Annotated in this window: 7 protein-coding genes and 1 pseudogene; 2 read left to right on the top strand and 6 right to left on the bottom strand. The window is 73.1% G+C overall.

The window, feature by feature from the left end:
* The 3 genes and pseudogenes from ACZ434_RS28605 to ACZ434_RS28595 all read right to left on the bottom strand — a co-directional run.
* Nucleotides 1-332: pseudogene (locus ACZ434_RS28605) on the bottom strand (M23 family metallopeptidase); the annotation flags it as partial.
* Nucleotides 333-686: 354 nt separating this feature from the next.
* Complete coding sequence (locus tag ACZ434_RS28600; protein ID WP_468460828.1) at nt 687-1529, bottom strand: alpha/beta fold hydrolase; 843 nt, start codon at nt 1527-1529, stop codon at nt 687-689.
* The gene (locus ACZ434_RS28595) at nt 1526-2479 is read right to left on the bottom strand and encodes a C45 family autoproteolytic acyltransferase/hydolase (protein ID WP_468460826.1); all 954 of its coding nucleotides are present in this window, start codon (nt 2477-2479) and stop codon (nt 1526-1528) included. Before ACZ434_RS28595 ends, ACZ434_RS28600 begins: the two co-directional genes overlap by 4 nt.
* Before the next feature lie 177 nt (nt 2480-2656).
* Here ACZ434_RS28595 and ACZ434_RS28590 point away from each other — a divergent pair, with 177 nt between their 5' ends.
* Nucleotides 2657-5788, top strand: a complete 3132-nt coding sequence (locus tag ACZ434_RS28590) for a sacsin N-terminal ATP-binding-like domain-containing protein (RefSeq protein ID WP_468460824.1) — start codon at nt 2657-2659, stop codon at nt 5786-5788.
* A 383-nt stretch (nt 5789-6171) separates the two neighbouring features.
* Here the strand turns inward: ACZ434_RS28590 and nhaA are convergent, their stop codons facing one another.
* A complete protein-coding gene (gene nhaA, locus ACZ434_RS28585) occupies nt 6172-8073 on the bottom strand; it encodes a Na+/H+ antiporter NhaA (protein ID WP_468460822.1) in 1902 nt (633 codons plus the stop codon).
* A 241-nt stretch (nt 8074-8314) separates the two neighbouring features.
* On the opposite strand from nhaA, the gene ACZ434_RS28580 reads away from it, so the two are divergent.
* Nucleotides 8315-9073, top strand: a complete 759-nt coding sequence (locus tag ACZ434_RS28580) for a calcium-binding protein (RefSeq protein WP_468460820.1) — start codon at nt 8315-8317, stop codon at nt 9071-9073.
* A 43-nt stretch (nt 9074-9116) separates the two neighbouring features.
* Here ACZ434_RS28580 and ACZ434_RS28575 read toward each other — a convergent pair whose 3' ends face one another.
* Both ACZ434_RS28575 and ACZ434_RS28570 read right to left on the bottom strand, forming a co-directional pair.
* Nucleotides 9117-11519, bottom strand: a complete 2403-nt coding sequence (locus ACZ434_RS28575) for a cation-translocating P-type ATPase (RefSeq protein WP_468460818.1) — start codon at nt 11517-11519, stop codon at nt 9117-9119.
* A 176-nt stretch (nt 11520-11695) separates the two neighbouring features.
* Nucleotides 11696-11989: a DUF2530 domain-containing protein gene (locus ACZ434_RS28570; protein WP_468460816.1), complete on the bottom strand. Its 294-nt coding sequence runs from the start codon at nt 11987-11989 to the stop codon at nt 11696-11698.
* Nucleotides 11990-12028 lie beyond the last annotated feature (39 nt).

Raw genomic sequence — 12028 nt, 5'->3', positions numbered from 1 at the left:
CCGGAGTGCTTGGAGGCCCACATGCCGCCGTTCGCGGCGTAGCTCGCGGACAGCTTGTAGGACTTCACCGGGGAGACCCAGGACGCCTGCTTCTTGGCGGCGGCCTTGGCGGCCTTCTCGGCGGTGACGGCCTGCGTCTTCGCGGCCTCGGCCTGGGCGGCGGCCTGCGCCTGGACGGCGGTGGCGGTGCCGGACACGGCCGTGTTCTCGGCGGCGGCGACCGCGACCCCGGCTCCCAGGACGACCGTGGTGCCCAGACCGGCGGCCAGGACGCCCGCACGGGTGCGGGTCAGGGACGTACGGGGGAGACGGGACGTGACGCGCTGGAACATCGAAACCTCATGGGGGAGGGGACGGGGGATGCCATCCGGCTGGAACGTGGTCCCGTGCCGTGCTGGCCGTTCCTTGGTAACCGCCCCCGGGCAAAAGCCGCAAAGGTGTGACCTACGACGAAAGGCCGTAGGTCGGGCATGAGATCCAGGTCTCTTGACGGTGGGGTCCGTGCGGGGAGAAACCCGCCATTTCAGGCTGATCGATCAGCCTTGAGGGCTAAATGTCCGCATTGGGGTGGGGTGCTTCTCGACTATTCCGGGTAGTACCGGACGTTTCGCCTGTGCAGCATGTCACCGGGAGGCCGGGCCGGATGTGGCCTGGGTCTCCGTATCCGCCGCTGCTTTCCGTCCGGTTCAGGCGAAGAAGTCCGTCAGGAGGCGGTTCAGTCCGGCCGGCCGCTCGGTGGGGATCGAGTGGTGGGAGGCGTCCGGGAGGACGACGACCTCCGCGCCGGGCATCAGGCGGCGCGCGGCGGCCGCCACCCGGGGCGCGTCATGGGCGCGGCTGTGCTCGGCCAGGCAGACCAGGGTGGGGACGGAGCAGGACCCCAGGGCTTCCTTGCGGGGGCGCGGCATGGGGACGACCTTCGACCGCTTCGCGACGGCCGTGCTGTCCAGGAACGCCGACCACACCGGGTCCCCGGGATCGCTGCCGGTCTCCCACCGGTGGAAGGCCCGGGGGCGCTCGGCGGCGGGCTTCAGCGAGTTCAGCACCGCGCGCAGGAGGTAGGACGTGCTCATGCCGGCGAAGCACTGGACCGGGTCGAGCAGTGCCAGCCGGTCGACCCGGTGGGGCGCGCGCAGGGCGTGCCGGAGCGCGATCCAGGCGCCGTAGGAGTGACCGCACAGGTGCGCCCGGTCCAGGCCCAGCCCGTCGAGGAGCGCGTCGAGCCAGGCCGACAGGTCAGCGGCGCCGCGCAGGGGAGCACCGTCGTGCACGCTGCGGCCGAAGTCGCCGATCAGGTCGACGGCGTACACCCGGTGGGTGGCCGCCAGCGCCCCCACGTTGCCGTACCAGACCACCGAGGTCGTCCCGCCGCCCGGCAGGAGGACCAGCGGGGTGCCGTCCTCGGGGCCGCAGACGTTCACCCGGGTGCTGCCGTACGGGGTCGGCACGTCGGTGTCGTTCGCCTCGACGGGCCAGTGCCGCAGGACCTCGTCGTACGCCGTGTCGAAGGCCGTGCCGTCGCCGCTCATGCCGCCGCCCCGTCCCGGCCCAGGGTCACGGTGCGGGTGCCGGGGGTGAAGGCGTCGAAGGACTGCTCCCAGGACTCGCCGGGCCAGTGGTGCGTGACCCGGCCGTCGGCGGGGCGGTAGTGGGCGGTGTACATCGTGCCCAGGCCCTCGTCGTACGCGTACAGGTAGAGCGGCGGCCGCAGCATCGCCGCCACGTCCGTGCCCGCCGCCCGTACGGCGCTCAGCCGCTCCTGGGTGCGGGAGAACCGCTCCTGCCCGTCGGGCACCGGCAGGTGCTGGTGGTTGGCGGCGCAGGCGTCCGGCGCCTCGGTCGGCGGGATGTCCGGTCCCACGTACACCGTCACCGCCTTCGCGGAGTCGACGAGGGTGAGGTTCTGCGGGACGGCGACGGGGATCGACCTCAGCCTGCCGACCGCCTCGTCCACGGTGTCGCACGTCTCCAGCAGGTAGCGCAGGACGATCGGCACGGCGAAGCCGGGACCGTGCACCTCCCGCCCGCCGAAGGTGAGCGACACCGCCAGCCCGGCGTCGTTCATCCCGTCCAGCAGGCCCCACGCGGCCTCCTGCGTCCCGATGACCGGGCGCAGGAAGCGGGAGGAGACGATGGTGCCCTCGCAGTCGTCGGGGGCGAAGTCGTAGTTGCGCAGCAGGGTGCCCCCGGCGCCGATCTGGGTGCAGCCCGAGAAGAACGGGCGCAGGGCGGCCAGGGTGAGGAAGGTGTCGCCGCCCGGCCGGTCGAGCGCGCGGGCGAGCCGTTCGCGCACGGGGACCAGCTCCGGCATGTGCGCCGCGAACAGCTTCCGCGCCCGCTCCGCGCCCTGGGGCGTCCGGCCCTCCTCGGCCGTCCACTTCTCCGCCCGCGGCCACAGCGCCCGCGCATGAGCGGCCCACCGCCCGTCACCACCGTCCCCGACCTCGATGGCCCGGAACGTCTTCCGCCACCGGCTCATCCCTGCCGCCCCCTGTGGATATGTGATGCCCCTGGGGCAACTTAGCCAATGCGGCGGACGGTTCACCAGGTGCCGGGCAGGGGCCGGCCGGGGCTCCCGTCCGGCCGTACGCGCTCCCCTCGCGGCGGAGCGGTACCTTCGACCTCACGCCGATCAGGGCCGATGAGGAGAGTCAACGTGAGCAAGTACGTGCGGCCCGCCGCCGAGGGTGCCGATCCGTTCGGGACGGCGCGGCTGCGGCGCGGTGTCCTGGACGCCTGGGCCACCAGCCCGGCCCGCTTCCGTGAGGACGCCAACGCCGAGGAGGACCTCGTCCTCGGCGGCTACCGGGACCGTCTCGTCGTCGAGCTCGCGCAGAACGCCGCCGACGCCGCCGCCCGGGCCGGCGTACCGGGCCGGCTGCGGCTCACCCTGCGGGACGGGGTCCTCGTCGCCGCCAACACCGGGGCCCCGCTGGACGAGGCCGGCGTCGAGTCGCTGTCCACACTGCGGGCCTCCGCCAAGCGGGACGCGCCGGAGCGGGCCGTGGGCCGGTTCGGGGTCGGGTTCGCCGCCGTACTCGCCGTGACCGACGAGCCCGCCGTCGTCGGGCGGCACGGCGGGGTCAGGTGGTCACTGGCCGAGGCGCGGGAGCTCGCGAACGACACCGCCCGGGAGAGCTCCGGTCTGGCGGACGAGATCCGCCGGCGCGACGGGCACGTACCGCTGCTGCGGCTCCCCTTCGCCGCCGAGGGCACCGCGCCCGCCCCGTACGACACGGCCGTCATCCTCCCGCTGCGGGACACGGCCGCCGCCGATCTCGCCGAACGGCTGCTCCGCGCCGTCGACGACGCCCTGCTGCTCGCCCTGCCCGGACTGGAGGACGTCGTCGTCGAGATCGGGGACGACGAGCCGCGGACCGTGAGCCGGCGGGACGAGGACGGCTTCACCGTCGTCGAGGACTCGCTCGGCGGCGCGACCCGGTGGCGCACCGCCGCCGCCCACGGACCGCTGACGCCCGACCTGCTCGCCGACCGTCCGGTCGAGGAGCGGCTGCGGCCCCACTGGTCGGTCACCTGGGCCGTGCCCGTCGACGCCGACGGCGGCCCCGCCCGGCCCCGGACCAGCCCCGTCGTGCACGCGCCCACCCCGAGCGACGAGCCCCTCGGCGTGCCCGCCCTGCTCATCGCCTCCCTCCCGCTGGACTCCACCCGACGGCACGCCGCCCCCGGCCCGCTCACCGACTTCCTCGTGCAGCGCGCCGCCGACACCTACGCCGGGCTGCTCGCCGCCTGGCGCCCGGTGACCGAGGGGATCATCGGCCTGGTGCCCGGACCGCTCGGCCAGGGCGAACTGGACGGGGCCCTGCGCCGGGCGATCCTCGAACGGCTGCCCCGGACGTCCTTCCTGCCGCCCGCCCTCGCACCGGGCGCACAGGACGGCGACTTCGACCTGCCGGAGTCGCTGCGGCCCCGGGACGCCGAGGTCGTGGAGGGCGCGGGGGCCGACACCGTACGCGTCCTCGCGGAAGTGCTCCCCACTCTTCTGCCCGCCGGTCTCGAACGCCGGGCGGAGCTGCGCACGCTCGGTGTCGCCCGGGTGCCGCTCACCGACGCCGTCGACCGGCTGGCCGGTCTGGAGAAGTCCCCCGACTGGTGGCGGCGGCTGTACGACAGCCTCGCCGGGATCGACCCGGACCGGCTCTCCGGCCTTCCGGTGCCGCTGGCCGACAGCCGGACCACCATCGGGCCCCGGCAGGTACTGCTGCCCACCCCCGACTCGGCCGCCCTCGACGCCGCACTCCTCGCCCGGCTCGGCCTCAAGGTCGCCCACCCGGACGCCGCCCACCCCCTGCTGGAGAAGCTCGGCGCGCTCCCCGCCACCCCGCGCGCCGTCCTCACCACCCCGCAGGTACGGGCCGCCGTCGCCGCGTCGCTGGACGACGAGGGCGGGGTGAACTGGGAGGACGACGTCCCGGACGCCGAGGAACTCGCCGACACCGTGCTGGGGCTGGTGCGGGACGCCGCCCTCGAACCCGGTGACGAGCCGTGGCTGGGCGCCCTCGCCCTCCCCGACGAGGACGGCGAACTCTCCCCGGCCTGCGAACTCGTCTTCCCCGGCGGGCCCTTCGCCCAGGTCATGCGCGAGGGTGAACTCGCCGCCGTGGACGGCGAACTGGCGGAGAAGTGGGGCGAACAGCCGCTCGCCGCGTGCGGGGTGCTGGTGGACTTCGTCCTCGTCCGCGCCACCGACGTCGTCCTCGACCCCGACGAACTCGAGCCGCGGGAAGGGGACTTCGCGGAACCCGACGACGCGGGCCTGCTGGACGCCGTGGACGTGTGGAGCGAGGACGTCCTCGACCGGTTCCCGGACGCTCCCGTGCCGCCGGTCGCCACCGAGATCGTCGCCGTGCGCGACCTGGACCTGGTGGACGACGACCGCTGGCCGCAGGCGCTCGCCCTGCTGTCCCGTCCCCCGCTGCGCGACGCGCTCGTCCAGCCCGTACGGATCCTGCTGCACGACGGTACGCACGAGACCGTACGGCCCTACACCGCGTGGTGGCTGCGCGGGCACCCGGTGATCGGCGGGCGCCGCCCGGCCGGACTGCGGGCGGCCGGGAGCGACCCGCTGCTGCGGGGCCTGTACGAGGAGGCCGACGCGACCGGCTTCGAGGACGAGCAGGTCCTGCGGGCGCTGGGCGTACGCACCTCGGTGGCCGCGCTGCTCGACGAGCCGGGAGGCGCCGCGGAACTGCTGGACCGGCTCGCCGACCCCGACCGCGAGGTCACGACGGCCCAGTTGCACGCGCTCTACGGGGCGCTGGCGGAGCTGGACCCCGAGCAGGTGACCCTGCCGGACGAGCTGCGGGCGGTGGTCGACGGGCGGGTCGCGGTGGTGGACGCGGCGGAGGCGGTGGTCGTCGACTCGCCCGACCTGCTGCCGTTCACCTCCGGTGTCCCGCTGCTGCCGGTGCGGCCGGACCGGGCCGCCGAGCTGGCGGAGCTGTTCCAGGTGCGGCGGCTGAGCGAGTCCGTCACCGGGCGGATCGACTCCGAGGGCGACCGGCACGACGTACCGGAGCCGGTGCGGGTGCTGCTCGGTCCGGGCACGCCGGCGGCGTACGTGGAGCACGAGGAGCTGGTCGTCGACGGGGTGGAGATCGACTGGCGGCTGACCGACGACGGCGTGCCGCACGCGGCCACGGTGGAGGGTGTGGCGGCGGCGCTGGCCTGGGCGTCGGGCCAGTGGCCCCGCCGCTTCGAGGTGGCGGCGCTCCTGGAGGATCCGTCGCGGACGGAGGAACTGGCCCGCGACCGCTGGTTCGACTGACGTCGACCGGTGCCGCGATCCGCGGGCGGTCCTGCCACCCCGGTGCGCCGGGGCCTGCCCGGTGAGGGTGCCGGTACCTGCCGGTGTGGGTGCGGGGCGGGGGGTGTTGCGCGGCCCGGCGTTTGCGGGGTGCCGTCGCGCCCACCCGTGCCGCCCTGCGGCACGACTGCCCGCGGATCGCGGAGGGCGGGGGTGCCGGGCCTGCCCGGTGTGGGTGCGGGGCGGGGGGTGTTGCGCGGCCCGGCGTTTGCGGGGTGCCGTCGCGCCCACCCGTGCCGCCCCAGCGGCACGACTGCCCGCGGAGAGCGGAGAGCGGAGGGCGGAGGGCCGGGGGGCCGGGGGGCGGTTCGGTTGGTTGGTCCACCGGCACCCTCGGCGGCCGGCTACTCCGTGGGGACCCGTGTTGCGCCCGAGGGTTCGTTGGCGTAGGCCTCCAGTTCTCGGGCCAGTGTTGCCGCGTCGTACGGGCCCGTGTGCCTCCGGTTGCCGATGAAGAACGTCGGCGCGCCCCGCACCCCGCTGGCCTCGGCGCTCGCCGCGTCCGCGCGGACCCGCTCGGCGGTCTCCTCCGCGTCGAGGTCACGGAGGAACTTCTCCACGTCGAGCCCGAGCTCGGCCGCGTACCCCGCCGTGTCCTCGTACTCGAGTTCGTCCTGGTGCGCGTAGAGCAGGTCGTGCATCTCCCAGAAGCGCCCCTGCAGATCGGCCGCGACGGCCGCCCGCGCCGCGAGCTCGGCGTGCGGGTGCACGTCGGGCAGCGGCAGGTGCCGGAACACATAGCGGAACCGGTCGCCGAACCGCTGCCGCAGTTCCTTCGTGACGCCGGTGGCGCGGGCGCAGAAGGGGCACTCGAAGTCGCCGTACTCCACCAGGGTCAGCGGCGCGTCCACCGGACCGAGGATGTGGTCCGTCTCCGGATCGACCGGCCGGTCCAGGTAACGGGGCAGATCCGCGTCGGTCTGGCCCTTCAGCACGGCGGCCAGGCGGAACACGATCCAGCCGGCAATCGTGGCGAACACGGCCGCGAGCAGCACACCGACGGTCGCCTCGGCCCGGACGACCGGGTCGTCGAAGGCGAGCTGGACGATCAGCAGGGAGACGGTGAACCCGAGCCCGGACAGCGCGCCGCCGCCCAGGACGTGGCCCGGCGCCACCCCGGTCGGGAGCCTGCCGAGACCGAACCGGGTGCCGAACGCGGCGCCGCCCCAGATGCCGAGCGTCTTCCCGGCGACGAGACCCACGACCACGGCCCAGGTGAGGGAGGAGCCCAGCGCGTTGGTCAGGACGCCGTCGCGCAGGTCGACCCCGGCGTTGGCCAGGGCGAACACCGGGACGATGACATAGCTGGACCAGGGGTGGAGTATCGTCTGGAGCCGCTCGTTGACGGATACGGCCTGCTGGAGCCCCCTGCGTGCCGTCCGGCCGACGTCGGCGCGCGGTGACTGACGGAAGGCGCGGAAGAGCCGGGCGGCCTGCTCGACCCCTTCCCGGGAGGGCTTGCGGGCGGGGATGAGGAGACCGCCGAGCATGCCGGCGATGGAGGCGTGCAGGCCCGCGTTGAGGGTGGCGAGCCACATCACCAGGACGATCAGCACGTACGGGGCGGCGCGCCAGACGTCGAAGCGGGTCAGCGCGGACAGGACCACGCCCAGGAGCAGCGCGGCGATCAGCTCCGGCACGTTGATGCTGCCGGAGTAGACCACGCCGATCACGGTGACGGCCACGATGTCGTCGATGACGGTGATGGCGAGCAGGAAGACCCGCAGCTGCGTGACGAACCGCGGGCCGACCACGGCGAGCGCGCCCAGCATGAACGCCGTGTCGGTGCCGATGACGACACCCCAGGCCGTGGCGGCGTCACCCCCCGGCGCGATCGCCAGGTACAGCACGACGGGCACCAGCATGCCGCCGATGCCGGCGAGGCCCGGGATCACGATCCGGCGGCGCTCGTTCAGCGAGCCCACGGAAACCTCGTAGCGCACCTCCAGACCGATGACGAAGAAGAACAGGGCCATCAGTCCGTCGTTGACCCAGTGGCTCAGGTCCATGGACAGACGGGCGTCGCCGAGTGTGACGGACGCCTCGGTGTGCCAGAAGGATGTGTACGCTTCCGACCAGGGCGAATTCGCCCATACCAGGGCAACTGCCACGGCGATCAGCAACAGTCCGGCGCTGCCCGCCTCGGTCGCCATGAAGGCCCGTACGGGTGCGGAGAGTTGGGCCGCCAGCTCGCTTCTCCGCGACTGGGACTGGGAGGTCTCGGTCTTCTTCCCGCGCAGCTTCATCAGGTTTTTCGTCTCCGATCACTGGGGTCGGGGACTCCATGGTCGCGCACATCGCGGGTAGGACGACGAGCCGTCCGGTGGGCACCTTCATAGGAGGTTCACATTTCCTTACAACCATTTACACGCGTGGTGTATCTGATCGTGCGAGTCAACAGACTCCACGATCACCCGGGACCCCGCGTCGACGACGAGCCGCAGGAAGCGACCAGAGCCGGAGTCCCCTTCTCCACATGGGGAACACATGCGCATGCGTGCCACCGTGGTCGCCGTCTCCGGCGCCCTCGCCCTGTCCGCTCTCGCCGTCCCGGCCGCGCAGGCCGACGGCGGGTGGGGAGACACCAGGATCACCAAGGTCGTGGTCGACGGGGACAACAAGGTGTCCGTGGGCACCTCCAAGGCGAAGACCGTCAAGGTCAGCGTGACGGCCAAGGACGACTCGGGCATCGCGGGCGCCGACAGGTTCACCCTGTACGGCCCCGGCCACGGGTACTTCACCACCTCGAAGCCCAGCTGCAAGGCGGCCTCCGCCACCACCTCGACCTGCACCGCCTCCGTGGTGGTGGCCCCGAAGGTCGACTACCTCACCAACAGCAACGCCGGCACCTGGTACGTCGACGCGTGGATCGACGCCAGGGACGACGACTTCGTGTGGAAGCAGAAGGCCGGCTCCTTCACGTTCCAGCGCGCCTCCCAGCTGACGGCCAACGCCTCGCCCGAGCCGGTGAAGAAGGGGAAGACCATCACCGTCACCGGCAAGCTGAGCCGGGCCAACTGGGAGACCCTGAGGTACGGCGGCTACACCGGCCAGCCGGTGAAGCTCCAGTTCCGCAAGAAGGGCTCGACGGCCTACAGCACGGTCAAGACCGTCAGGACCAACTCCCGGGGCGAGCTGAGGACCACCGTCAAGGCCTCCGCCGACGGCTACTACCGCTACTCCTTCGCGGGCACCTCGACCACCCCGGCCGTCAACGCGGCCGCCGACTTCGTCGACGTGAGGTAGGACGTTCCGGCGACCCGGGCCCGCGACGGGCACGGGTCGCCGGCTACACGGGGAACCGCCGGTCCACCCACCGCCACAGCAACTCCAGCACCCCCGCCGCGGCGACCGCGATGCCCGTCGCCGTCCACGGCATCGTCATGCCCACCAGCCTCAGCGCGAAGAAGTCCTGCAGCCACGGCACCACCAGCACCAGCAGGAACGCCCCGCCCATCGCCGCCACCAGAGCGAGCCGCCACCACGTGTACGGCCGGGCGATGATCGCGAGCACCCAGATCGAGATCAGGAACAGTGTCAGCGTCGCCGCGCTCGTCTCCGCACCCAGCGCGCCCTCGCCGCCGTAGTGCCCGCGCGCGATCAGATACGTGGTGAAGGTCGCCGCCGCGGCCAGCACCCCGCCCGGGACCGCGTACCGCATGACCCGCTTCACGAAGTTCGGACGGGCCCGCTCCTTGTTGGGGGCGAGCGCCAGGAAGAACGCCGGGACGCCGATGGTGAGCGTGGACAGCAGGGTCAGATGGCGCGGCAGGAACGGGTACTCCACCTGCGAGAGCACCACCAGCACCGCCAGCAGCACCGAGTACACCGTCTTCACCAGGAACAGCGTCGCGACCCGGGTGATGTTGCCGATCACCCGGCGCCCCTCCGCCACCACCGACGGCAGTGTGGCGAAGCTGTTGTTCAGCAGCACGATCTGCGCGACCGCCCGCGTGGCCTCCGAACCGGACCCCATCGCCACGCCGATGTCCGCGTCCTTCAGCGCCAGCACGTCGTTCACCCCGTCACCGGTCATCGCGACCGTGTGACCGTCCGACTGGAGCGCGCCCACCATGTTCCGCTTCTGCTGCGGGGTGACCCGCCCGAACACCGTGCCCTCGTCGAGCGCCTTCGCCATGCCCCCGGTGTCGGCGGGCAGCCGGCGCGCGTCCACCGCCGTGCCGGACAGGCCCAGCTTGGCGGCGACCGCGCCGACCGACACCGCGTTGTCGCCGGAGATGACCTTGGCGCGGACGTCCTGCTCGGCGAAGTAGCGCAGCGTGTCGGCCGCGTCGGGCCGCAGCCGCTGTTCCAGCACCACCAGCGCGGTGGGCCGTACGCCCTCGGTGGCGGCGGGGTCGTCGACGTCCACGCCGTCGCGGGCCCGGGCCAGCAGCAGCACCCGCAGCCCCTGCTCGTTCATCCGCCCGGTCTCGGCCAGCGCCGGGTCGCCGGCGTCCAGCAGCACGTCCGGGGCGCCCAGCAGCCAGGTGACGGCCTCCCCGCCGGGCTCCTCCTCGAACGTCGCCCCGCTGTACTTGCGGGCGGAGGAGAACGGGAGCGTGTCGGTGAGCCGCCAGCCGGTGGTGTCCGGGAACGCCTCGATGACCGCCTTCAGGGAGGCGTTCGGACGGGGGTCCGCCGAGCCCAGCTCGCCCAGCACCTCGCGTACGTACGTCTCGTCGCCGTCCCCCAGCACCCGCAGCTCGGTGACGTCCATGCCGCCCTCGGTGAGCGTGCCGGTCTTGTCCAGGCAGACCGTGTCCACCCGGGCCAGTCCCTCGATCGCGGGCAGTTCCTGCACCAGGCACTGCTTGCGGCCCAGCCGGATCACCCCGATCGCGAAGGCGACGGAGGTCAGCAGCACCAGCCCCTCGGGCACCATCGGCACGATCCCGCCGACCGTGCGGGCGATGGAGTTCTTCAGCTCGTTGTCCTTGACCACCAGCTGGCTGATGACCAGACCGATCGCGGTCGGGACCATCATCCACGTCACGTACTTGAGGATCGTGGAGATGCCGCTGCGCAGCTCGGAGTGGACGAGGGTGAAGCGGGACGCCTCCTCGGCGAGCTGCGCCGCGTACGCCTCGCGCCCCACCCGGGTCGCCCGGAAGGCGCCCCCGCCCGCGACGACGAAGCTGCCGGACATCACCTGGTCCCCGGGCTGTTTCACCACCGGGTCGGCCTCGCCGGTGAGCAGCGACTCGTCGATCTCCAGCCCGTCCGCCTCGACGCACACCCCGTCGACGACGGCCTTGTCACCCGGCCCGACCTCGATCACGTCGTCCAGCACGATCTCGGACGTGCCGACCCGCGCGGCCGTCCCGTCCCGGCGCACCGTGGGCCGCGCCTCGCCGATCACCGCGAGGGAGTCCAGGGTCTTCTTCGCCCGCCACTCCTGGATGATGCCGATGCCGGTGTTGGCGAGGATCACGAAGCCGAACAGGCTGTCCTGGATGGGCGCGACGATCAGCATGATCACCCAGAGCACGCCGATGATCGCGTTGAACCGGGTGAAGACGTTCGCACGGACGATCTCGGTCAGCGAGCGGCTGCTGCGTACCGGTACGTCGTTGACCTGGCCGCGCGCCACCCGTTCGGCCACTTCCGCCCGGGTCAGCCCGGTCGCCGCGGAGGTGACCGCGGCGGGCGGCGCGGCACCGGTCGCGGCGCCCGCGTCGAGATGCGTCATGCCTCTGACGGTACGTGCGGATCCGGTGGCGCACCCAACCGAACGGCGGAAGATCCGACCTGGGGAGGACGGCCGCGCACGGCCGGTCGTGCCGTGGTCGTACGGTGCCGGCCCAGGGACTGGCGGGGGGCTGGCGGGGACTGCGGGGATGGGAGACGGTACGGCAGCCGGGCCGCTCAGACCGCCCCGTCCGCCCCGTCCGCCTCCGTCCCCTTCAGCGCGGCGTCGCGCTTGATGGCCGCGTCCCGCTTGCGGACGTACCAGATGCCGATGAAGCCGAGCCCGCCGCCGGCCAGGCAGGTCCACAGCCACCAGGTGTGGCCGTGGTCGTCGAACCAGCCGTAGAACGGCAGCTGCACCAGGAACAGCGCGAACCAGATGATCGTGCCGCCGACGATGGTGGCGACCACGGGGCCCTCCAGGGGCTCCGGCGCCTCGTGCTTGGGGGATCCCGAAAATAGCCCGGCCATGCGGACAGCTTACGAGGGCCGCCGGCGGGCGCACGGCGT

Source organism: Streptomyces sp. NPDC030893 (assembly GCF_055571535.1).
This window is presented reverse-complemented; position numbering and strand designations above follow the sequence as displayed.